Consider the following 22,657-nt stretch of genomic DNA (forward strand, 5'->3'; position numbering starts at 1 on the left):
GGTCGCGGCGGCCGCCGCGGCTCACGCGGCCGGCTGGCCCGGGGGGAGGCGGACGGTGACGATCAGCCCGCCGCCCGGCCGCGGCACCGCGTAGACGGCGCCGCGGTGCGCCAGCACCACCGAGCGGACGATCGACAGGCCGAGCCCCGCGCCCTTGGCGGACTCGACGCGGTCGGCGTTCAGCCGCCGGAACGGCTCGAACAGCCGCTCCACCTCGTAGGCGGGCACGACGGGCCCGGTGTTCTCGACCTGGACGGTGGCGTAGCCCTCCAGCATGCCGGTGCGGATCCACAGCTCGCCGCCGTCCTCGACGTTGTGCTTGATCGCGTTCTCGACGAGGTTGGACACCAGGTGCTCCAGCAGCACCGGGTCGCCGAGCGCCGTCCCGGGCGTCAGCTCGGGATGGACGGCGACGTCGTTGTCGTGCTCGCGGCGGGCCGACTGCTCCAGCACCGTCGCCGCCACCTCCGCCAGGTCGACCGGCGTGCGGGCGGTCAGCTCCCGCTCGCTGCGGGCGAGCAGCAGCAGCCCCTCGATGAGCCGCTCGTGCCGGGCGTTGGTCGCCAGCAGCGTCCGGCCGACGGCGCGCAGGTCGTCGGAGACCTCCGGGTCGCCGAGCGCCACCTCCAGCAGCGTCCGGTTGATCGCGAGCGGGGTGCGCAGCTCGTGCGAGGCGTTCGCGACGAACCGCCGCTGGGTGTCGAACGCCTGCCCGAGCCGCTCCAGCATCGCGTCGAACGTGTCGGCCAGCTCCTTGATCTCGTCGTCCGGGCCCTCCAGCGCGATCCGCTCGTGCAGCGTGCTCTCCGAGAGCCGGCGCGCGGTGGTGGTGACCCGCTGCAGGGGGCTGAGGGCCCGGTCGGCGACGAACCAGCCGAGCACCAGCGTGATGACGCCGACCCCGCCGAGCGCGAGCAGCGACCGCCCGACGAGCTGGCGCATCGTCTGCTCGACGAACTGGCGCTGCAGCTCGGCCGCCTCCGCGTCGGAGATGCCGAAGCCGATCACCTTGACGTTGCCGAGGATGTTGGCCATCAGGACCGACATCACGAACAGCAGCAGCGCGCCCGCCATGAAGAACAGCAGCCCGTACAGCAGGGTGAGGCGCAGCCGCACGCTCATCCGGCCCGGCATCACCGTCATCGGGGCGAACGCCCCGCCGCCCTCGCCGCGCCACATGCCCTTCGCGGCCGGGTGCGGCTGGGGGACCTGCTGCGGGCCGGGGCGGCGCCACCGCCCGCCGCGCCGGGCTCCGGCGTCGCCGGAATCGCCGGGAGGCGCGGCCGGCCGGGCGGCCTGCGCGCCGCTCTCCCGGTCCGGGCCGGCGGCCTGGCCGTCCGGCCCGTCCGGGCGGTCCTGGGGTGCGGTCTCCTCGGTCACAGGCGGTATCCCACTCCGGGCACGGTCTCGATCACCGGGGGGTCGCCGAGCTTCTTGCGGAGCGTCATCATCGTGACCCGGACCACGTTGGTGAACGGGTCGATGTGCTCGTCCCACGCCTTCTCCAGCAGGTGCTCGGAGCTGACGACGGCGCCGTCGGCGCTGAGCAGCACCTCCAGCACCGCGAACTCCTTGCGGGTCAGCTCCACCGGGCGGCCGTCGCGGGCGACCTCGCGGCGGGCCGGGTCGAGGGTGATCCCGGCGCGCTCCAGGACGGGCGGCAGCGGCGCGGCGGCGCGCCGGCCGAGGGCCCGCACCCGGGCGATCAGCTCGGCGAACGCGAACGGCTTGGCCAGGTAGTCGTCGGCGCCGATGGACAGGCCCTCGACCCGGTCGTCCAGCTCCCCCGCCGCCGTCAGCATGATGATCCGCGCGGGGTAGCGCTGCGAGACGAGCTGCTTGCAGACGTCGTCGCCGTGCACCTTGGGCAGGTCCCGGTCCAGCACGATCACGTCGTACTCGTTGACGCCGGCCCGCTCCAGCGCGCCCGCGCCGTCGTAGGCCACGTCCACCGCCAGCGTCTCCCTGCGCAGGCCGGTGGCGATCGCGTCGGCGAGCACGCGCTCGTCCTCGACGACTAGAACACGCAAAGGGTCCCCCTCCTCGTCGGGGCGCGGCCGGCCCCGCGCCCGGAACATGGCGCATCACACATGCCCGCCTCACATATGCCATGGAGGCCGTAAGACGCCCGTAAGCAGCTGTTCCTCTCCCGGTACGCCAGATGGTGATCTCGCGGACGCAAGGATCCGCGAAAATTGCATCGCAAGACAGGTTTACCTTCAGCCTAGGCCTGGGTAGGCATGGGCACGATCCGGGAGGAGGCCCATGGGCGAGTTGACACGCATGATCCAGCAGCGGCTCGACGACGCGTACGCGTCGCTGCGGAGCGCCCACCAGGCTGGGGACGCCTACCTGGCGGACATCCGCCGGGAGGAGATCGAAGACCTGCGCCGGATCGCAGCGAACAACGACATCGGCGTCGAACCGCCCCGCTGCGACTGACCCCCGCCGTCGCAAGGCGCTGCCCGTGACGGGGAGCCCGGGACCCGGTCCCGAGCTCCCCGTTGTCGTTGCCGGTGTCGTTGCCGGTGAGGCCCGCTCGCGTCAGTCCCTGGCCGGGTCTAGCGGGGCCAGAAGGTCGTGCAGGGCCTCGAACGTGCCCGGGCCGGCGGCGATGGTCAGCTCCGGGCCGGGGGCCGCGCCGTGCAGCCCCTCGACGCGCCCGCCCGCCTCCTGGACGATCAGCCCGCCCGCGGCGATGTCCCACGCCTGCACTCCGCGCTCGTAGTAGGCGTCCGCCCGCCCGGCCGCCAGGGAGCACAGGTCCACGCAGCACGACCCGCCCCGGCGGATGTCGCGGATGTTCGGCAGCACGCCGGTGAGGACCTCCGCCTGCCGCGCCCGCCGTCCCGCCTCGTAGCCGAACCCGGTGGACACCAGCGCCCGGCCCAGCGGGACGTGGGCGTTCACGCGCAGCTCGCGCGTGCCCGCCGCGGTGTGCTGGAGGGCCCCGCCGCCGCGCACGGCCGTGTAGGTCTCCTCCCGGCGCGGGATCTCCACCACGCCGGCGACGGCCTCGCCGTCCACCTCGGCGGCGATGCTGACCGCCCAGTCCGGCAGGTCGTAGAGGTAGTTGACGGTCCCGTCGATCGGGTCGACCACCCACCGCACGCCGCTCCCGCCGGCCTGCGAGCCGCCCTCCTCGCCGAGGAAGCCGTCGCCGGGGCGCACCGCCCTGATCCGCTCGATGATCAGGCGTTCGGCGGCGCGGTCCATCTGGGTGACGACGTCGGTCGGGGACGACTTGGTCTGGACGACGTCCGGGCCGCCCGCGGGCCGCTTGTCGACCAGCATCCGGCCGGCCTCGCGGGCGGTCGCCGCGGCCAGGTCCAGCAGTTCCTCGGCCAGGCTCATGAGACCCCTTCCAGGAGGTGGCGGGGCAGCGCGGCGAAGCGCGGGTCGCTCCCGGGCGTGGCGGCGCGCTCGAACGCGAGCCCGAGCTCCGCGGCGCGGTCGGCGGCCTCGACGTCGAGGTCGTACTTGACCTCCATGTGGTCGGAGACGAACCCGATCGGCACGACCGCCACGGCGCGGACGCCCCGGCCGTGCAGCTCCTCCAGGTGGTCGGTTATCTGCGGCTCCAGCCACGGCTGGCTCGGCGGCCCGCTCCGGCTCTGGTACACGAGGTCCCACGGCGCCCCGGGGGCCGCCTGCCGCGCGACCGCCTGCGCGGCGGCGTGCAGCTCCGCGGTGTACAGCTCCCGGTTGGGCTGGGACAGCGGCACGCTGTGGGCGGTGAACACCAGCCGCGCGCCCTCGGGCAGGCGGCTCAGCGCGTCCTTCGTCGCGTCCACGAACGGTTCGAGGAAACCGGGGCGGTCCGCGTAGACGGGGAGCTTGTCGATCTCGGGGGCGCCCGGCACCTCCGCGCGGGCGCGGGCGATGTCCTCGAGGTACTGGTCGTTCGTCGAGTAGCCGCTGTAGGCGGACGTGACGAACGCGGCGGCGCGCCGGATCCCGTCCTCCTCCATCTGCCGGACGGTGTCGGCAAGGTAGGGGGTCCAGTTCCGGTTGCCCCAGTAGACGGGCAGGTCGACGCCGTTGGCGGCGAAGTCGGCCTCGATCGCGGCCTTGAGCTCCCGGCACTGCCGGTTGATCGGACTGACACCGCCGAACAGGAAGTAGTGCTCCCCCACCTCCTCCAGGCGCTCCTTGGGGATGTTGCGCCCCCGGGTGACGTTCTCCAGAAACGGGATCACCTCTTCGGGCCCTTCCGGCCCTCCGAAGGACAGCAGAAGCAACGCGTCATACGACGTCATGCGTCCATCCAATCAGCCGTCGGGCCGATTCCCCGCCAGGGGTGCTCACTCGTAGCGCGCCGAGTACGCCCTCGCCAGGTTGAGGACCTTCTGGACGTACCAGTCGGCGTGGTTGTACTGCCAGACCGCCCGGTAGAGCTGCCGCCCGCCCTGGCCCGCCCCGTTCGCGCACAGGTACTTGGCCGCCCCCGGGATGGCGTCGTAGGGGTTCATGATGTCGGCCTTGCCGTCGCCGTCGCCGTCCACCCCGTACGCCTTCCACGTCGAGGGCAGGAACTGCATCGGGCCGAGCGCGCCCGCGCTGGAGCGGCCCGCGTTGCGCCCGTGGTCGCTCTCGACCTGGCCGATCGCGGCGAGGACGGTCCAGGACAGGCCGCGGCAGCTCCTGGCCGCCTGCTTGTAGAGGTCCAGGTAACCGCCCGAACGGCCGCCGTCCGCCGGTGCCTGGTACTTGCTCTCGTGCAGGTTCAGCACGCTCGTGCCGGGGCCGAGGACCTTGCCGACGGCCTTGACGACCTTGGCGGGGTCCACCCCGGGCGCGTTGACGAGGACCGCCACGTTGGGGACGAGGCCCATCTCCTGCCCGGACTTCCTGCTGACGAGCATGTCGATGCCGGGCAGGCCGAGCGGACCGGAACCGCCCATGGTGAGCTTCGGCATCGTCCGCGCCACCACAGGGTACTGGTAGCCGCGGTTGAGCTGGAGCTGCTGGGCGGCGTCCGGTGAGACCACAAACTGGTCACCGGCCAGGGCGGCCCACAGGTCGGTCTTCTTCGCCGTCGCGGGGGGCGTCCAGGAGCGGAACGCCGACGGGTCCACGGCGAGCGCGTTCACCTGGCGGCCCTGGAGCTGGACGGCGCCGCCCGCGACGGCCGCCACGTCCCCGACCCTGCCGAGCCTCGCGATCCGATTGATCTTGGCGGCGGGGATCGAGGCGGTCCCGACGGCGAGCACGTCGGGCGGCACGACGCGGCGCAGCGGCGCTACCTGGCCGCCGGTGGCCACGTTGACCGGGTCGCCGGGACGCACGCTCGGCGGCGCCGCCTCCTGCGGCGACTCGGCCCCGGCCGGATCCGCCTTCTCGGTGGTCAGCGCCGCGTAGACGCCGCCGGAGGTGCTGGCGACGGCCAGGACCGCGATACCGCCGATGAGGAGGGGCAGCGCACGGCCGCCCCGCCGCGGCCCCGCGTCCGGGCGCCGCGGATCCCGCTTCTTCTTCTCGGGCTGGTTCTTCTCGGGCCGGTTCTTCTCGGGCCGGGGCCGGTGCGGACGGGCGGCGGGCGCCTCACCACCGCCGATCGCGCCGGTGCGCGGAGCTGAAGGAGGAGCCACAACATTTCCCCACGAGTCTCGCTACGGACGGTTAGCCTGCCGTGGTTACCGGATCGTACGGTATCGACGACTCTGTGCCCCCGCTCGGGCCGTCCAAAAATGTGAACTTTCCTCACGATCGATTCGTGAGTAGAGTCACGGCATGTCCCCAGCGACCAAGCAGACGTGGCGGAACTGGGCGGGAAACCAGCAGGCCACACCGCATCGCGTCGCCGCACCGCGCAGCGCCGACGAGGTGGCCGCCGCGGTCCGGTCGGCCGCCGCCGTCGGCCTCACGGTCCGCATGACCGGCACAGGGCACTCCTTCACCGGCGCCGCCGTCGCCGAGGGGGTCCTGCTCCGACCCACCGCGCTCACCGCAGTCCGCTCCGTCGACACCGCCACGGGGCTCGTCACCGTCGAGGCCGGCCTGCCGCTCCACGCGCTCAACCGCGTTCTGGAGGAGCACGGCCTCGCGCTGGCCAACATGGGCGACATCCAGGAGCAGACCGTCGCGGGCGCGCTGCAGACCGCGACGCACGGAACCGGGCGCGACGCCGCCGGCCTCGCCTCCCAGGTCGCCGCCCTGGAACTCGTCCTCGCCGACGGCACCGTGGCGAACTGCTCGCGCGAGGAGCGCCCCGACCTGTTCGCCGCGGCCCTCGCCGGGCTCGGCGCTCTCGGCGTCGTCACCGCCATCACCTGGCGGACCGTCCCGGCGTTCCTGCTTCGCGCGCAGGAGGCCCCGATGAAGTGGGACGAGGTCCTCGCGCGCGTGGACGAGTTCGACGCCGCCAACGAGCACTTCGAGTTCTACTGGTTCCCGCACACCGAGGGCTGCCTGACCAAGCGCAACAACCGGGTCGAGGGTCCGGCCGAGCCGCTGTCGAAGGTCAGGCACTGGCTGGACGACCGGTTCCTGTCGAACACGGTCTTCGGCGCCGTCAACAGGGTCACCCACCGGGCCCCCGCCGCGACGCCCTTCGTCAACGGCATCTCCGCCAAGGCGCTGGGGGCCCGCACCTACAGCGACACCTCGTACAAGGTCTTCACCAGCCCGCGCACGGTCCGCTTCAAGGAGCAGGAGTACGCGATCCCGCGCGAGGCGCTCGTCCCCGCGCTGCGCGACCTCCGCACCCTGTTCGCCAAGCGGGACTGGCGGATCAGCTTCCCCATCGAGGTCCGGCTGCTTCCCCCCGAGGACGCCTGGCTGTCGATGGCGCACGGCCGCCAGAGCGCGTTCATCGCGGTGCACGTCTACCACCGCGACCCGCACGAGGACTACTTCGGCGGCGTCGAGGACCTTCTGACCGGGTTCGACGGCCGTCCCCACTGGGGCAAGCTCCACACCCGCGACGCCGCCTACCTGGAGAAGGCGTACCCCCGGTTCGGCGACTTCCGCGCCCTGCGGGACGAGCTGGACCCGGACCGCCGCTTCGCGAACCCCTACACGAGGCAGGTCTTCGGCGACTAGCCGCACCCGGCCTTCCCGGCGGCCGCCGGGCTCAGCCGCCCGGCGTGGAGCGCGGGTCGGGGACGCCCTGGCCGCCGTCCTGCGGGCCTCCGGTGGTCGCGGGCGCCTCCGGCGTCGTCGGCGCCGTCGTCGGCGGCACGGTCGTGGGCTCCTGCGTCGGCCGCTCGGTCGGCTCCGACGACGGCTGCGGCGCCGTCGATCCCGGTCCCCCGGTGGGCGCCTCGCTCGTCGGAGTGCCGCTCGGCGTGGAGGTCGGCTTGTCCGTGGCGCCTCCGGAGGGGACCTGCGAAGGCGTGTCGGCCGGCTTCGCGCTGCCCCCGCCGTCGAGGACCTTCGTGACGGTCAGGCCCTTGCCGCCGGCACCGCCCACGGGCCGGCCGGTGCCCGCCTCGTAGATCGTGATCCCGCCGATGACGACCGCGAACACCGCCGCCGAGGAGACCACCAGCTTCACCCAGTGCGCCTTGGCCCACTCCACCGTGCTCTGCCACGCCGAGCGGCGGACGACCTGCCGGACCGCGTCCTCGCCGGCCTCCTCGGCGAACGCGGCGGCGACCGTCTGCGCGGGGTCCAGGCGCGTGGCGTTCGGATCGCCGCCGGGGTCGAGCCGCGTGGCGTTCGGGTCTCCCCCGCCGAACACGGGGTCCAGGCGCGTGGCGCCGGGATCGCCCGACCACACCGCGGTCCGGGTCGGGTCGGCGCTCCTCGCCTCGCCGGCCGCGCCCTCGGCCATCTCCCGCCGCCGGACCGCCGACTGCAGGTGCGTCAGCTCCTTGATCTGCTCACGGCCCTGGTCGAGGTAGTGCTTGCCGACCGCCGACCCCGCCGTGGAGATCACGCTCATCAGGGCCGCGCCGATGATCGTCCCGTACACGCCCAGGAAGGACGCGCCCAGGGCGGCGACCGCCGTCGCCACCGCACTCGCGATCAGCTGCGTCGTGCTCACGTCCGGCAGCTTGCGCGGCATCGCCTGTCTCACCCCTGTCTGTCGCCACGGACACCCCGAGATTGAACTGATCGGAAGGACGCGGGTGTTCCTGCCCACGACGTGACGCTCGCAACGTCGAACCGGCGGGGCGTTCACGGCCTCGTCAGGAACGGTGTGGAAAAGGATGGACAAGAATCGAGCAGAGCGGCCCCCCGCCGGTCGCGGCACCGGCAAGCTTGGTCAGGTGCCCTCTTCGACCTCGTGAAGAGGGCTTCGAGAGCGGCGATGTTCGGACATGCCGGGTACGGTGCTGGCAGCAGGTGTGTCCGAAAGAGAGACTCGGGAACCCGGGGGAAGGGCACGCATGCGCCCTCGGTGGGCATCGGACGGCCGACCGGTGAGAGCACGGTCGCGCGGTCCGGCGTCCTCCGTGCCGTCTGGACAGGGCAGGAAGGACACGCATGCAGGAGCTGCGCCTCGTCGCGGTCAGCGAGGACGGTACGTACCTCGTCCTGGCCACCGCGGGCCGAGGCACCCGGTTCACCCTGCCCGTCGACGACCGGCTCCGCGCCGCGGTCCGTGGGCACTTCTCCCGCCTCGGCCAGTTCGAGATCGAAGTGGAGAGTCCCTTGCGCCCCAAGGAGATCCAGACCCGCATCCGGTCCGGGGAGACCGCGGAGGAGATCGCCGAGTCGGCGGGCATCCCGGTCGAACGGGTCCGCTGGTTCGAGGGTCCGGTCCTGCAGGAACGCGAATACATGGCCCAGCAGGCGCAGCGCGTCGCCGTCCGCCGCCCCGGCGAGTCGACCCCGGGCCCGCCGCTCGGCGAGACCGTCGAGGAGCGCCTCGGCCGCGGCGGCGTCGACCTGGAAGAGGTCGAGTGGGACTCCTGGAAGTGCGAGGACAACACCTGGCGCGTCCGGCTGTCCTTCTTCGAGGGCGGCCGCCCGCACGCCGCCGAGTGGACGTTCGACCCGCGCCGCCGGCACGTCTCCCCGCTGGACGAGGTCGCCGCCCGGCTGACCTCCGTCGAGTGGGACGACGACGACGCGCTCTCCGACACCGTCACGCCGCTCGTGCCGCGCCGTCCCGCGATGAAGGTCGTCTCCAGCGACCGCGACGCCCCGCCCGGCCGCGGGCTGCCCGCGCGCGGCCTGCCCGCCGAGCCCGAGCAGCCGGCGCCCGAGCCGCTGCGCGCCGCCGAGCCCCGCGCCTACATCGTCGAGCGCGGCCGCATGGTCGACCCCCGGCCCGCCTTCCGTGAGGCGACCGAGCCGCCCTCCCTGCGCGAGGCCGCCCCGCCGCGTCCTGCCGCGCACGCCCCTGAGCCGCCCTCTCCGGCCCCGCCCGCCGAGGAGGCGGCCACGGAGGCGCCCTCCGCCGAGACGCCCGCCGACGAGCCCGTCACGGCCGTCCAGAGCGAGGAGCCGCACGGCGTCGCCGCCGCGCTCGGGTCGGCCGAACCGGCCGAGTCCCCCGGTGCGGACGACGAGACCGCGGCCGAGACCGCCGAGCCGGGCGAGGCGGCGGCCGAGAGCACCGCCGACGAGACCGCCGCGGAGGAAGCGCGCCCCGCCGAGGCCGCCGAGGAGCCGGAGGACGAGGCCCGGGTTCCCGAGGAGATCGAGGCGATCGACGCCGACGACCTCGAAGAGGTCCGTGAAGAGGAGCACGCGTCCGCCGAACCGGCCGGATCGGCCGAGCCGGCCCTCCGGGAGCAGGCGGGCGAAAGCCGCGACGAACCCGAGGCCGGCGAAGCGCACGAGGCAGAGCAGGTGCGGGAAGCGGCCGGCGCGGCGCCGGAGGCGGTGGAGGCTCCCGAGCCCGCCCCTTCGGCCGAGCCGGAGGAACCGGCCGAGCCCGCCGAGGCGCCGGCCGCCGCCCGGCCGCGGGTGGAGGACGACGCGACGCGCGTTCCCGAGGAGGAGCGGGAGGCCGAACCCGTCCGCAGGCCCGCTCCGGCCCGCGAGCCCGCCGCGGAGAGCACGCCCGTGGCTCCGCCGCGTCAGCCCGCGCGGCCGCCGGCCAAGAAGAAGCCGGCGGCGCGGCCCACCATGCCCGCCGCCGCTCAGGACAAGCCGGTCACCGGATCGCCCGCCGCCGCCGCTGCGGCCGGGGAGCCCGCGGGCACGCAGCGTCCGGCCCGGCGCCGCAAGGCCAAGGGCAAGCGCGCCTCCGTCCCGTCCTGGGACGAGATCATGTTCGGTGCCCGCCGGCCGGAATAGTCTCCGCGCCCGCACCGGGCGGCCCGTCCAGGAACGGGGTCAGCCACGCCGGGGTGATGGCGGCGGCGAGGGCCACGGCGCCCTCCTCGGACATGTCCGTCGCCGAGCAGCCCCCGTCGCCCGCGCCCACGGCCGCGAAGAGGGTGGCGAGGCCCAGCCTGCGCTGGAAGAGCGTCTGGCGGACCCGCCAGCCGATCACGGCCGAGTGCTCGACGACGACCTGGCGGCGGCGCAGGGAGCCCGACCGCACGGTGAGGCGCTCCCCGTCGGTGGCGTGGCCCAGCTGGCGGTAGCGGTCCAGCCCCAGCGGCACCGCCAGGACGGCGGTCGCGGCGCACGCGTACGCGACCCACGGCTGCCCCGCGAGGACGGCCAGGACGGCGACGCCCAGCGAGGGCGCCACCGCGCGGACGACGCGGCGGCCCCGCGCGGCCGGCGGGTGCGCGGTCAGCGGCCCGGGGAGGTTCCCGACGACCCGCGCGGCGAGGGCCTCGGCGGCCGCCCGGGGCGCGGCGGGCAGCAGCCGCCCCCGCTGGGCTGCGTCCCCCAGCCCGGTGATGAGGGCGCCGAGGCGCGTCACGCCCGCCGCGCGCTCGAACGGGTTGTCGGCGAGCTCGACGCCCCGCAGCCGGCGGCGTTCGAGGGAGACGCTGCGGCGGGTGACGAGCCCCCGCTCGGCGACGACGGACCCGTCCCGCTCGTGGACGGTGAAGTCCCAGTTGAAGAGGGTGAAGACGATCACCGACATGACGGGCATGGCGATCAGCGTGAGGATGACCAGCGCCAGCACCACGGCGGTCGGCAGCCCCACCACGTCGTGGCCGAGCGTCTCCACGCGCTCCCGCGTGATCAGACCGAGGTCGTCGCCGAGGTTGTAGACGGTGCCGAGGAGGCTGCCCGCCAGCGCGAACGGCGTCAGCAGGTAGGCGCCGCTGAGCGGGGCGTACAGGTACCAGCGGCGCCGCATGCGGCCGAGGGTGCGGCGCGGAGGGACCGGGGCGTCCCGGGCGAGCAGGACGCCGCGCAGCCGTTCGGCCTCGCCGAGCGAGACCGCGTTCAGCTCCCCCTCGCCGCCGTCCGCGCCGGCGTCGATGCTCACGACCGCCAGCCCGAGCAGCCGGTGCGGGAGGGACGCGGTGATGTCCACGCCCCGGATCCGGTCGCGCGGGATGCTCTTGACCGACCGGCCGACGAGCGCGCGCCGGAACTCGATGCGGTCCTCGTGCAGCACGTAGGTGAACGTCGCCCAGTTCGCGACGTGGAAGACCAGCCCGAAGGCCAGCCCCACGAGCGTGAAGTAGAACGCGGTGGACAGCCCGCCCACGAGCAGGCCCGTCGCGCCGGCGGCGAGGAGCGCCAGGAGCTCGCGGACGGCCCCGACCACGAAGGTGAGCGGATGCAGGCGTGCGGTCACGTGGCGTCGTCGCGGAGGTCGTGCGCGCGGTGCGCGAGGTCTTCGGCGAGGCGCGTCGCCACGGCCACGGGCAGGCCCGCGACCTCCGAGGAGCCGGTGTGGGAGGCGGTGTTGACCTCGATGGTGGCGAGGCCGAGCATCCGTTCGATCAGCCCCTGCTTGCTGTCGACGGTCTGGATGCGCCCGACGGGCACCAGCAGCCATTCGCGGCTGAACCAGCCCGTCCGCGTGTAGACGACGTCGGAGCTTACCTCCCAGCGGTGGACGCGGTACCGCCACACGGGCGCGACCGTGACCACCAGCAGCCCGGCGGCGCCGACGATGGAGGGGAGCCAGCCGATCCGGCCGGTCAGCCAGGCGGGCAGCGCGTCCCAGCCCGCGTCGCCGATCCAGGCGGCCACGCCGAGGGCGAGGCCGAACGCCAGGCCCCACAGCAGCAGGTACTCGATGGCCCAGTGCGCGATCGCGCGGGGCGAGACCCGGTGTTCGGGCGGCCTCAGACGCGGCGGGCGCGGCCCCCCGCCGTCCCTCCGGCGACCAGGCCGCACCGACGTCACACGGCGAGTCTAGAGCGCCGGACGTGCCTTCCCGCCGCCCCGCGCGACCGGAAACGCCGAGGAACCGGCGGCACGATCGCGGGCGCGCCGTCGTTTCTGTCAGTGGCGCGTGCGAGATTGTCGGTGGCGCGTGCGACGTTGTGACGTGGTTCACGCCGCCGCGGGGCGTCGCCTGGGCGGCGGCAGAAATTCGAATGCACTTGAACCGGACTCCGCCTATTTTGGCTGGTCCCCCTGGCCGGGGGCGTGGGCGTCCGGCAACCGAGTCCTAGGAGATCCCATGACCTACGCGATCCAGGCGGACGGCCTGGAGAAGCGGTTCGGTGAGACCCGGGCGCTGGACGGCGTCTCCCTCACCGCCGAGGCCGGAACGGTTCTCGGCGTGCTGGGGCCGAACGGCGCCGGCAAGACGACGATGACCCGCATCCTCGCCACACTGATCGAGCCGACGGGCGGCGCCGCCCGGGTCGGCGGGTTCGACGTGGTGAAGGACGCGCACAAGGTGCGGCAGCTGATCGGGCTCACCGGCCAGTACGCCGGCGTCGACGAGATGCTGACCGGCACCGAGAACCTCATCCTGATCGGGCGGCTGCTCGGGATCTCGCGCCGGGACTCCAGGGCGCGCGCCGCCGAGCTGCTGGAGCGCTTCCAGCTGACCGACGCCGCCGAACGCGCCGCCAAGACCTACTCGGGCGGGATGCGCCGCCGCCTCGACCTGGCCGCGAGCCTCGTCGGGCGCCCGCAGATCCTGTTCCTGGACGAGCCGACCACGGGCCTCGACCCGCGCAGCAGGAACGGCCTCTGGGACATCGTCCGCGGCCTGACCGACGACGGCGTCACCGTGCTGCTCACCACGCAGTACCTGGAGGAGGCCGACCAGCTCGCCGACGACATCATCGTCATCGACCGCGGCCAGGCCATCGCGCACGGCACGTCCGACATGCTCAAGGCCCAGGTCGGCGGGCAGGTGCTGGAGGTCAGGCCGGTCGACGCGGCGGACGTGGCGGCGGTGGAGCGCATCGTCGGCGAGCTGGCCGAGGCCGTCCCGGAGGTCCGCGACGACCTGGTCAGCGCGCCGATCACCGACCCGCAGCTGATGCCGGCCGTGGTCCGCCGCCTCGACGAGGCGGGCGTCGCCGTCGGCGAGCTGTCGCTGCGCAAGTCCAGCCTGGACGAGGTGTTCTTCGCCCTCACCGGCCACCACACCGACGACATCGACGCCGAGGCCGACGCACTGCAGAAGCAGACCGACAAGGAAGGCGCCTCCGCATGACCACCGCGACGCTCGCGCCGCAGGATCTGTCCAAGCGGGTCGCGCCGGCCACGGCCCTGCGCAACACGGTCACGCTGGCCTGGCGCAACCTGGTGCAGATCAAGCACAACCCGATGGAGCTGCTCGACCTGTCGATCCAGCCCATCATGTTCGTGCTGCTGTTCGCCTACGTGTTCGGCCCGCCGATGGCCGGCAGCGTCGAGGCGTACCTGCCGATCGTGATCCCCGGCATCATCGCCCAGAACGCCCTCTTCGCCGGGATGAGCACCGGGTTCGGGCTCAACACCGACATCACCAAGGGCGTGTTCGACCGGTTCCGCAGCCTGCCGATCGCGCGCAGCGCCCCGCTGGCCGGGCGGATCATCGCCGACACCGTCAAGCAGGCGTGGTCGATGACGATCCTGCTGCTGGTCGGGTTCGCCATCGGCTTCCGGGTGGAGACGAACGCGCTGGCGGTGCTCGGCGCGTTCCTGCTGCTGCTGACCTTCGCGATCCTGTTCTCCTGGACGTCGGTCTTCATCGCGATGAAGGTCAGCGAGCCGGAGAAGGTGCAGATCTTCGGCTTCGTGGTGATCTTCCCGCTGAGCTTCCTCAGCACGGCGTTCATCCCGTCCACGAAGGGCATCCCCGGCTGGCTGGCGTACGTCATGGACAACAGCCCCGTCACGCAGCTGGTCGAGGCGATGCGCGGCCTCCTGGTCGGCGGCCCCGTCCTGGAGCACGCCTGGATCGCGCTCGCGTGGGGCGTCGGCATCTCGCTGGTCTTCGCGCCCCTGTCGCTCCGCGCCTTCAAGCAGCGCGCCTGAGGCGCGACGGAGGCACTGCCGAAGCGCGACTGAGGCACTGCTGAAAACGGGGAACGCCCCGGCGGTCGATGACCGCCGGGGCGTTTCGCGTGGAACTGCTCAGGCCGCGTTCTGGTCGGCCTTCGCCTTCGCCTTGCCGTCGTCGAGGGCCGCGAGCTCGAAGTCGGCGCGCGGCTGCTCGATGGTCGCGAGCGAGACGGTCTCGCGCTTGAGGAACAGCGCGAGCGTCCAGTCCGCGATGACGCGGATCTTGCGGTTGAAGGTCGGGACCATCGCGCCGTGGTAGCTGCGGTGGAAGAACCACGCGGGCCAGCCCTTGAGCTTGATGCCGAGGGGGTTGGCCACGCCCTTGTGCAGGCCGAGGCCCGCGACGGCGCCGAGGTTGCCGTGCACGTAGGGCTTGAGCGTCTTGCCGCGCATCGACCGCACGATGTTGTCGCCGAGCAGCTTCGCCTGGCGGACGGCGTGCTGGGCGTTCGGCGGGCAGAACATGCCGTCCTCGGTGAGGTCCGGGATCGCGGCGTTGTCGCCCGCGGTGAACGCGCGGACGAGGCCCTCGATGGTGAGGTACTCGGTGCCCTTCACGCGGCCGCGCTCGTCGACCGGCAGGTCGCCGTTGCGCACGACCGGCGACGGCTTGACGCCCGCGTTCCACACGAGGGTGCCGGCCGGGAAGCTGCTGCCGTCCGACAGCTCGATCTGGCCGTCCACCGCCGACTGCAGGAAGGTGTTCATCTTCACCGCGATGCCGCGGCCGCGCAGCTGCTCGGCGGTCCACTTGCCCATGTCGGGGCCGACCTCCGGAAGGATGCGGTCGGCCGCCTCCACCAGGACGAACCGCAGGTCCTGCGGCGTGACCTTGCGCATGTACTTGGTGGCGTCGCGGGTCATGTCCTCGAGCTCGGCGACCGCCTCGACGCCGGCGAACCCGCCGCCGACGAACACGAAGGTCAGCGCTTTGCGGCGCAGCTCCACGTCGTCGGTCGACTCGGCGATCTCCAGCTGCTCCAGGACGTGGTTGCGCAGGTGGATGGCCTCGCCGACGGTCTTCAGGCTGATGCCGTTCTCGGCCAGCCCGGGGATCGGCAGGAGCCGCGGCACCGCGCCGGCCGCCATGACCAGGTAGTCGTAGGTGATCCGCTCCGGCGGGCCCGCCAGCGGCTGGACGATCGCCCATCGCTCGTCGTGGTTCAGCTCGGTCACGCGCGCCTTGCGGACGGTGCACTTCGGCAGCACCCGGCGCAGCGGGACGACGACGTGCCGCGGGGAGATGTTCCCGGCGGCGGCCTCGGGCAGGAACGGCTGGTACGTCATGTACGAGTTGGGGTCGACGACGGTGACCCTGACCTCGCCCCTCTTCAGCTCCCGCTTCAGCTTCTTCTGCAGGCGAAGAGCGGTGTACATGCCCACATAGCCGCCACCCACGATGAGGATGTGGGGAGCGCCGGGGGTCCCCTGGGCGGTCCTGGCCATTGCGGCCCTCCAATGTCACGGTCGGCTTGTGAAGACATTCACAAACTAGCGGATGGAACGTGCCGTTCACCAATCAGGAACCAGGAAAGAACCGCCGAACTTCCCGTTCTGGCAAAGGATCCCGCCGATACGGGTGTGAAACCCGCCACTACTTGCCCAAAAGCGGGGTGGAGCGCAGCAATGCACGCATGACGAACGTCACAGGACACCGCCGTGGGCGGCGGCCTCCCGAGGCGGGGCGAACGGCCCGTCCCACCCCCGGAAAACCCCTAAGGTTGGGGCGGACGAGGAAGGGGGCGCCGGCGGCGGGACGCGCGCGGCCGACAATCGGGGGCCGAGATGACGGCGATCCGGCGGCGCGCGGCGTACGATCTCGCCCGGGAGCGTATCGATGATGAGCAGAGACCGGCGGCCGGTCACGGCCGCGGCGGGCGCGCTCGCGCTCGCCGGGGCGCTGAGCGGCTGCGGGCTGATCGGCCAGCCCCAGAACAAGAGCGCGGAACTGTCGGAGTGGTTCACCGTGACCAGCCCGGTCTTCCGCGATGGGCGCGAGTTGCCCCCGCGATACGGCTGCACGACGTACCCTGGCGGACAGGGCAAGACCCCGCCGCTCCGGTGGTCGGGCACGCCGGCCGGCACCCGGTCGTTCGCGATCGTGGTGGACGACCCGGACGCCTCCGGCGGCGCCAAGGTCCACTGGGTGATCGCGGGCATCGACGGAACCGTGAACGAGCTGGTCGAAGGCGCCCGGCTCGACGGGACCGTCGAGGGCTTGACCACAGGCAAGAAGGCGGGTTACGCGCCTCCGTGCCCGCCCAAGGGAGAGAAGCATCGGTACCGGTTCAGCATCTACGCGCTGGACGATCCGGCGCCGTTCCGGAACGGCGCGGCTCTGAAGGACTCGCTCCCCGCGATCGCCAAGCACACGGTGGGGCGCGGGCGGATCACCGGGAACTTCGGCGGCGAGCAGGCGCGTTGACCGTGGAGCCTGCGAGCACGGGGCCGGGACGGCCCCGGCGGGGGCCGGAGCTGTCAGGGGCGTGCGGGTCGGCGGAGTTGGCCGATCGGCACGCGCCGTGTGAGGGTAAATGTGCGCGAAGGGTGTGACAACGGTCATAGCGGTCGGAGAGAATCGGGTTAAGCCAAGGCGGCGGAAACCCGTGACTATCCGGACGCTGGCGACAATCGGGACGGACCCGCGGTCCGCGCTGGCGACTCTCGCCGGGCCAAGGCATTGGGTGGTGGCATGACTTCTTACATCGTGGTCTTCGGCCTCATTGTGGTCGTCGTCCTCGTGGTCGTCCTCGTGGCCCTCGGCCTGCGGGCCAGCAGGGCTGGGGGCGATGACGACGACGACTGGATGGACGACGAGCCGCAGAAGCAGCCCCGCGGCCGCCGAGGAGTCCCCCCGCCGCAGGAGCAGATGGGCGGCGCCCCGGACGAGTACGGCCCCGGGTACGACGAGGGCTACGACGGCGGTTACGACCGCGCTCCCGAGCCCGTTCCCGACCGTCGCGTCGCCGGACCCGGCGGCGGCCCGCTCGCCGCTCCCACCTCCGCCCCGGGGCCGTCCGCCCCGCCGCCCCCGCCTCCGGGCCAGGCGTCGGACGAGATGGAGGACGACGACTACTGGGCGACGATCACCTTCGACAAGCCCAAGTTCCCCTGGCAGCAGAACGAGGGCGGCCCGCGCCCCGAGAGCGACCCGGCCGCCGACCCGCTGAACGCGCAGTCTCCCCCGCAGGCTCCCCCGCCCGAGCAGCCGGCCATCGAGCCGCCCGGCCTCACCCAGCCCGTCTCCCTCGGCCCCGACGGCACCGTCCTCAACGGCCTCGGCACCGGCCCGCAGCAGACGCCCCCGGGCCCGGGCGGGTTCCAGGGCGGCTCCCCGTTCCCCGGCAGCGACCCGGGCGCGACGTCGCTCGACCCCATCCCGACCGACCTGGCCGGACCGGGCGCCCCCGGCGGCCACGGCGGCACCGGCCCGCAGAGCCCCTTCGGCGGCCCCGGCGCGCCCGACCAGCCGGTGTACGGCGGCCAGGAGCCGCAGCCCGCGTACGGAGCGTCCGACTACGGCTCGGGCGACCCGTCCTACGGCGGCCAGGACCAGTACGGAAGCCAGGACCAGTACGGCGTCCCGGACCAGTACGGGAGCCAGGACCAGTACGGCGCAGACCAGCCGCAGTACGGCGCAGACCAGCCCCAGTACGGCATCCCCGAACAGCCCCAGTACGGCTCCCAGGAGCCGTCCTACGGCGACTACGCCTCCGACCCGCTCGGAGGCCGTCCGGCCGCCGGCCCTCCGCCCGGAGGCCGCCAGGACTACGACCTGCCGCTCGGCTCGTCCGGCCCCGGCGGGGCCCTCGGCGGCGACCCGCTCGGGCTGCCCCTCGGCCGTCCCGAAGAGCCGCCGGCTCCGCCCGCCCCACCGGCTCCCCCCGCCCCCGCCGCCCCGGCGGCGCACGGCGGCGGCTCTGACACCGACGGCCACAAGCTCCCGACCGTCGACGAACTGCTCCAGCGCATCCAGTCCGACCGGCAGCGGTCGGGCCCGCCCTCGCCGTCCGAAACGGGCGGTTCCTACGGCGGCTCCCTGAACGACCCGCTGAGCGACCCGCTCGGCACCGGCTCCTACGGGACGACCCCGCCCGGCCCGCCGAGCACCGGCAACACCGGCCCGTGGCCGTCCGGCGGCCAGCAGGGCGGCGGCTCCGGCCAGGGCTACGACTCCGGGATCGGCGGGCCGCCCGGATACGGGCAGGGCCAGCCGAACGACGGCTACCCGACCGCCCCCGCCTACGGCGACTCGCAGCGCTACGACGACCCGCTCGGCGGGTTCGGCGGCGGCGGAGCCGGAGGCGGCGGCGAGACCGGCACCGGGGGTTCCGGGGCCTACGGCGACTTCAGCGGCAGCAGCTACAACGGCGGCGACCCGCTGGCCGCGCCGCACGACCCGGGCACCGGCGGCTACGCCGACCCGAACGCCACGCAGGCGTACGGGTCCGGCTACTACGGCGGCGCGCCGCAGCAGCAGCAGCAGGGCGGCTACCCGCAGGGCGGCCAGCAGAACGACAACCCCCCGTACGGCTCCCAGCAGCCCACCGACGACTGGGAGAACTACCGCCGCTGACCAGGGCACACCTGATCGAGGGCCGCCGGATCCGTCCGGCGGCCCTCGTCGTGTCCGAGGGAAGCGCTGAGCACATGATTGAATACGTTGTGTGACTTTTAAGCCACCGAACGCATCCACGCTCCGGCGAGATCTCCTCGCCTCGTTCGTCGTATTCCTCGTCGCGATCCCGCTCTCGCTGGGCATCGCCGTCGCCTCCGGCGCACCCGTCGCCGCCGGACTGATCGCCGCCGTCGTCGGCGGCATCGTCGCGGGCCTGATCGGCGGCTCGCCGCTCCAGGTCAGCGGGCCCGCCGCCGGGCTCACCGTCCTCGTCGCCGGCCTCGTGCAGACCTACGGCTGGCGCGCCACCTGCACGATCACCCTGCTCGCCGGACTCGTGCAGATCGTGCTGGGCGCGAGCCGGGTCGCGCGCGCCGCCCTCGCCGTCTCCCCCGCCGTCGTGCACGGCATGCTCGCCGGGGTCGGCGTCGTCATCGTCCTCGCCCAGGTCCACGTGGTCCTCGGCGGCAGCCCCCAGCAGTCGGCCGTCGCGAACCTGAGCGAGCTGCCGGGCCAGCTCGCGCGGCCGCACACGCAGTCCGCGCTGGTCGCCGGGCTGACCGTGCTCGTCGTGCTGGGCTGGTCCCGGCTGCCGAAGAGCGGGGCGCTCCGCCTCGTCCCGGGCCCGCTGCCGGCCGTCGCCCTGGCCACCGCCCTCGCCTGGGCCCTCGGCTGGCGGGTGCCGCGCGTCGACCTGCCGTCCTCGCTGCTGGACGGCTGGACCCTCCCCGTCATGCCGGAAGGGACACTGTTCGGTATCACCGGAGCGGTCATCTCCGTGGCGCTCGTGGCAGCCGTCGAGTCCCTGCTGTGCAGCGTCGCCGTCGACCGCTCCCGCCCGGCGGGCGTCCCGTCCGCCGACCTCGACCGCGACCTGCTCGGCCAGGGCGCCGCGAACGCCGTCTCCGGCGTGCTGGGCGGGCTGCCGATCACCGGCGTGATCGTCCGCAGCACCGCCAACATCGAGGCGGGCGGCCGCACCCGGCTGTCACCCATCCTGCACGGCGTCTGGGTCCTCGTCCTCGCCATGGCCTGCGGGCCGCTCATCGAGCAGGTCCCGCTGGCCGCGCTCGCCGCGCTGCTGGTCGTGCTCGGCGTCCGGCTGGCCGACCTGTCCCGGGTCCGCGCCCTGCGCCACCACCGCGAGGCGCCCGCCTACTTCGTCACCCTCGGGGGTGTCGTGCTGTTCGGTCTCGGCGAGGGGGTCCTGCTCGGCATCGGGGTCATGGCGGTGCTGGCCCTGCGCCGGCTCACCCGGCTCTCGGTCCGGACGGAGCAGTTCGTGCCCGCCCCCGGCGACGCGCCCGCCTCGCCCCGCTGGCACGTGGTCGTCGAGGGCACGTTCACCTTCCTCGGCGTTCCCCGCGTCGCGCGCGCCCTGCAGCAGATCCCGGCGGACGCCCGCGTCGACCTCGACCTCAACGTCGACTTCATGGACCATGCCGCGTTCGACGCCGTCCACCGCTGGAGGCTCGCCCACGAGCGCCAAGGGGGGAGGGTCGACATCGACGAGGTTCACGAGGCTTGGTATGAAAGAGCTGTGACTGGCGATATCTCCCAAGCTGCCAAGACTCCGCCTCCGGCCCGCTGGTGGGCCCCCTGGGCCAACCGCCGGCGGCGAACCGAGGCCGCGCTGGACGCACCCGAGATGTCCCCGGCGGACGTCCTGCTGAACGGCGTCCGCGAATACCACGGGCGCACGGCCCCGCTCGTCCGCCCGATCATGGCCGAGCTGGCGATGGAGCAGAAGCCCCAGCATCTGTTCATCACCTGCGTCGACTCGCGCATCGTACCCAACATCATCACCGCGAGCGGCCCCGGCGACCTGTTCATCAACCGCAACGTCGGCGCCCTCGTGCCCCGGCGCGGCTCCGGGACGCCCGACGACTCGGTGGCGGCCACCGTCGAGTACGCCGTCAACGTCCTGGGCATCAAGACGATCACGGTCTGCGGCCACTCGAACTGCGGCGCGATGGCCGCCCTGCTCGCCGGCGGCTCCGAGGTCGAGCACCTGGAGGGCCTGTCGCGCTGGCTGAAGCACGGCAACCACAGCCTCGCCCGCTTCCTCGCCGAGGAACCGCCCGCCGACGAGCAGCCCCTCACCCGCCTCTGCAAGATCAACGTGATGCAGCAGCTCGACAACCTGCGGACCTACCCGTGGCTGCGGGAGCGGGTCGACTCCGGCGACATCGAGCTGGTCGGCCTCTACCTCGACCTCGGGTCCGCCAACGTCGAGGTCTACGACCAGGCCGGCGGCGTCTTCGTCCCCGTCCCGGACGAGGCCCCGCGGACCCGGTCCCTCACCTGACACAGGCGCGGGTCGTCCTCCGGCAGGACGACCCGCGCACCCGGCTCATCAGCGCCCGACGAGCTCGTCCTCGCCGCGCGTGTAGCTGCGGACGTACATCCCCGTGACCTTGCGCGCCCGGCGCGAGCGCCTGTCCGTCGCCGGCAGGAACAGCGCGTCGCGCCGGCTGGCGCGCGAGAAGTCCCACAGGTACACCAGGCTCCCCAGCACCCCGGCGAGCACAAGGGCCACGAACACGATGACGATCATCATCGCTCCTCTCCACGGGACTCCAGCACCCCGGTCCCGCCGCCGTCACCGATCAGGGCGATCAGCTCTTACCTGGACGGTATGCGCCCCGTTTGAAGGCCTCTGTGTCCCATGACCTGTTTCAGGAGAGTCTCTGTCCCCAACCCGTCGGCCCCCGGCCGCCCCGCGCACGATTCAGCGGTTGCCGGTGACCGGCGTTCCCGGACGGTAGCGGTGCAAGGTTCATGGCCGCGGACACGGACCGCGGCCCGATCACAACCGAGGAGGTCCTCTCATGACGAGGAAGATCAGCTTCGACCGGGGTCCCGGGGGTGAACTGGTCGACGTCAGCGACGACGGGAAGACGACCACGTACTCCGACGGGTCGAAGCACGTCCGGCCGGAAGACGGGGCGTCGCCCGAGCGCGTGGAGCCGAACGCCGTCAGCTTCGACCGGGGTCCCGGGGGCGAGCGGGTCCACGTCAGCGACGACAAGAAGACGATCACGTACTCCGACGGGTCGAAGACCATCCGGCCGTAGGCGGTACGCGAAGTCACCCACTGACGCCGTACCGGCCGCACGACAGGCCTGAACGGCGTCCTCAACACAGCATCATCGGGGCCCGGCCACCACCGGGCCCCACCTCCCGCCGAGGTCCCGGACGGCCTGGCCGTCGTCCGGCGCGGTGCCGAAGCGGCAGAAGGCGGACCAGGCGGCTTTTCAGGGGTTTCGTCGCCGGGCACCGGAGTGCGGTGCGGCACCAGAACGGCCTGCGATCATGGTCTTATGTCGAGGGGACGTTCGCGCCGCTATCGCCCGGTCCATGTCGCGTGCGTCATCATCGCTTCCGTCACGGGTCTGCTTTCAGTCGTCTGGATCGGCGGCACGATAGCCGCGTGGGCAGGACAGGCGGGCAAGGCGCGAGCGACCGCGCAGATACTGGAAGTCGGCGGTAACCGCTCCTCCGGCCACCTAGTCGTCGAGTTCCCGACGGCCGACGGCAGGAGGGTGAAGGCTGAGGAGAGCCGGCGCGACTGGCCTGGAAGCGCCGGGCAAGGAACCCAGGTAGAGGTCGCGTACGACCCCGAGAACCCGGCTGACGTTCAGCCGTTCCAGGACCTGGGAAAGTCGTTGGTCGCGTCGGCGGTGTTCACGCTCGCCGCGGTCGCCTCAGGCGCCGGCGCCTACCGCACTCGTGCCCGCCCATCCGCCGCAGCGTAGAGCCACG

Annotated in this window: 20 protein-coding genes; 10 read left to right on the plus strand and 10 right to left on the minus strand. The window is 73.2% G+C overall.

From position 1 onward, the window contains the following. Positions 1–21: 21 nt before the first annotated feature. The gene (locus ABWI04_RS19255; RefSeq protein ID WP_345178498.1) at positions 22–1,380 is read right to left on the minus strand and encodes a sensor histidine kinase; all 1,359 of its coding nucleotides are present in this window, start codon (positions 1,378–1,380) and stop codon (positions 22–24) included. Next, positions 1,377–2,030, minus strand: a complete 654-nt coding sequence (locus ABWI04_RS19260; protein WP_345178499.1) for a response regulator transcription factor — start codon at positions 2,028–2,030, stop codon at positions 1,377–1,379. The genes ABWI04_RS19255 and ABWI04_RS19260 overlap by 4 nt, the downstream gene beginning before the upstream one ends. Before the next feature lie 235 nt (positions 2,031–2,265). Between ABWI04_RS19260 and ABWI04_RS19265 the strand changes: the two genes are divergently transcribed. Continuing rightward, on the plus strand, positions 2,266–2,442 hold the full coding sequence (locus ABWI04_RS19265; protein ID WP_345178501.1) for a hypothetical protein: 177 nt from the start codon (positions 2,266–2,268) through the stop codon (positions 2,440–2,442). Positions 2,443–2,544: 102 nt separating this feature from the next. On the opposite strand, the gene ABWI04_RS19270 is transcribed toward ABWI04_RS19265, so the two are convergent. From ABWI04_RS19270 to ABWI04_RS19280, 3 genes are read right to left on the minus strand one after another with little or no spacing between them, the layout of a single operon-like run. Further along, a complete protein-coding gene (locus ABWI04_RS19270) occupies positions 2,545–3,354 on the minus strand; it encodes an inositol monophosphatase family protein (protein WP_353833288.1) in 810 nt (269 codons plus the stop codon). Further along, positions 3,351–4,259, minus strand: coding sequence for a ferrochelatase (locus tag ABWI04_RS19275; RefSeq protein WP_353833289.1), 909 nt, complete (start codon positions 4,257–4,259; stop codon positions 3,351–3,353). Before ABWI04_RS19275 ends, ABWI04_RS19270 begins: the two co-directional genes overlap by 4 nt. 45 nt (positions 4,260–4,304) lie before the next feature. Then, positions 4,305–5,591, minus strand: a complete 1,287-nt coding sequence (locus ABWI04_RS19280; protein ID WP_353833290.1) for a lytic transglycosylase domain-containing protein — start codon at positions 5,589–5,591, stop codon at positions 4,305–4,307. A gap of 142 nt (positions 5,592–5,733) precedes the next feature. Here ABWI04_RS19280 and ABWI04_RS19285 point away from each other — a divergent pair, with 142 nt between their 5' ends. Then, entirely contained in the window at positions 5,734–7,044 is a 1,311-nt protein-coding gene (locus ABWI04_RS19285; protein WP_353833291.1) for a D-arabinono-1,4-lactone oxidase, read from the plus strand. Between the two features lie 31 nt (positions 7,045–7,075). Here the strand turns inward: ABWI04_RS19285 and ABWI04_RS19290 are convergent, their stop codons facing one another. Next, positions 7,076–7,990, minus strand: a complete 915-nt coding sequence (locus ABWI04_RS19290; RefSeq protein ID WP_353833292.1) for a hypothetical protein — start codon at positions 7,988–7,990, stop codon at positions 7,076–7,078. A gap of 443 nt (positions 7,991–8,433) precedes the next feature. On the opposite strand from ABWI04_RS19290, the gene sepH reads away from it, so the two are divergent. Then, positions 8,434–10,197: a septation protein SepH gene (gene sepH, locus ABWI04_RS19295; protein ID WP_353833293.1), complete on the plus strand. Its 1,764-nt coding sequence runs from the start codon at positions 8,434–8,436 to the stop codon at positions 10,195–10,197. On the opposite strand, the gene ABWI04_RS19300 is transcribed toward sepH, so the two are convergent. Both ABWI04_RS19300 and ABWI04_RS19305 read right to left on the minus strand, forming a co-directional pair. Next, a complete protein-coding gene (locus ABWI04_RS19300; protein WP_345178514.1) occupies positions 10,169–11,611 on the minus strand; it encodes a PH domain-containing protein in 1,443 nt (480 codons plus the stop codon). The genes sepH and ABWI04_RS19300 overlap by 29 nt on opposite strands. Continuing rightward, a complete protein-coding gene (locus ABWI04_RS19305; RefSeq protein ID WP_345178515.1) occupies positions 11,608–12,168 on the minus strand; it encodes a PH domain-containing protein in 561 nt (186 codons plus the stop codon). Before ABWI04_RS19305 ends, ABWI04_RS19300 begins: the two co-directional genes overlap by 4 nt. Positions 12,169–12,448: 280 nt before the next feature. Between ABWI04_RS19305 and ABWI04_RS19310 the strand changes: the two genes are divergently transcribed. Further along, positions 12,449–13,441: an ATP-binding cassette domain-containing protein gene (locus ABWI04_RS19310; protein ID WP_345178516.1), complete on the plus strand. Its 993-nt coding sequence runs from the start codon at positions 12,449–12,451 to the stop codon at positions 13,439–13,441. Next, a complete protein-coding gene (locus tag ABWI04_RS19315; protein ID WP_345178517.1) occupies positions 13,438–14,247 on the plus strand; it encodes an ABC transporter permease in 810 nt (269 codons plus the stop codon). Before ABWI04_RS19310 ends, ABWI04_RS19315 begins: the two co-directional genes overlap by 4 nt. A 99-nt stretch (positions 14,248–14,346) precedes the next feature. Here ABWI04_RS19315 and ABWI04_RS19320 read toward each other — a convergent pair whose 3' ends face one another. Continuing rightward, a complete protein-coding gene (locus tag ABWI04_RS19320) occupies positions 14,347–15,720 on the minus strand; it encodes an NAD(P)/FAD-dependent oxidoreductase (protein WP_345178520.1) in 1,374 nt (457 codons plus the stop codon). A gap of 391 nt (positions 15,721–16,111) precedes the next feature. Between ABWI04_RS19320 and ABWI04_RS19325 the strand changes: the two genes are divergently transcribed. The 3 genes from ABWI04_RS19325 (at position 16,112) to ABWI04_RS19335 (ending at position 21,200) form a co-directional block, all read left to right on the plus strand. Then, on the plus strand, positions 16,112–16,699 hold the full coding sequence (locus tag ABWI04_RS19325) for a YbhB/YbcL family Raf kinase inhibitor-like protein (protein ID WP_353833294.1): 588 nt from the start codon (positions 16,112–16,114) through the stop codon (positions 16,697–16,699). A 267-nt stretch (positions 16,700–16,966) separates the two neighbouring features. After that, positions 16,967–18,850 carry a hypothetical protein gene (locus ABWI04_RS19330; protein ID WP_353833295.1) on the plus strand — a complete coding sequence of 628 codons (1,884 nt, stop codon included), beginning with the start codon at positions 16,967–16,969 and terminating at the stop codon, positions 18,848–18,850. 91 nt (positions 18,851–18,941) lie between these two features. Beyond that, on the plus strand, positions 18,942–21,200 hold the full coding sequence (locus ABWI04_RS19335; RefSeq protein ID WP_345178525.1) for a SulP family inorganic anion transporter: 2,259 nt from the start codon (positions 18,942–18,944) through the stop codon (positions 21,198–21,200). A 48-nt stretch (positions 21,201–21,248) separates the two neighbouring features. Here ABWI04_RS19335 and ABWI04_RS19340 read toward each other — a convergent pair whose 3' ends face one another. Beyond that, positions 21,249–21,452, minus strand: a complete 204-nt coding sequence (locus ABWI04_RS19340) for a hypothetical protein (protein ID WP_353833296.1) — start codon at positions 21,450–21,452, stop codon at positions 21,249–21,251. A gap of 271 nt (positions 21,453–21,723) precedes the next feature. Here ABWI04_RS19340 and ABWI04_RS19345 point away from each other — a divergent pair, with 271 nt between their 5' ends. Next, on the plus strand, positions 21,724–21,969 hold the full coding sequence (locus ABWI04_RS19345) for a hypothetical protein (protein ID WP_353833297.1): 246 nt from the start codon (positions 21,724–21,726) through the stop codon (positions 21,967–21,969). A 246-nt stretch (positions 21,970–22,215) separates the two neighbouring features. Next, on the plus strand, positions 22,216–22,650 hold the full coding sequence (locus ABWI04_RS19350; RefSeq protein ID WP_353833298.1) for a DUF3592 domain-containing protein: 435 nt from the start codon (positions 22,216–22,218) through the stop codon (positions 22,648–22,650). Positions 22,651–22,657 lie beyond the last annotated feature (7 nt).

The organism is Actinomadura sp. NPDC000929 (assembly GCF_040492065.1).
Lineage (GTDB): Bacteria > Actinomycetota > Actinomycetes > Streptosporangiales > Streptosporangiaceae > Spirillospora > Spirillospora verrucosospora.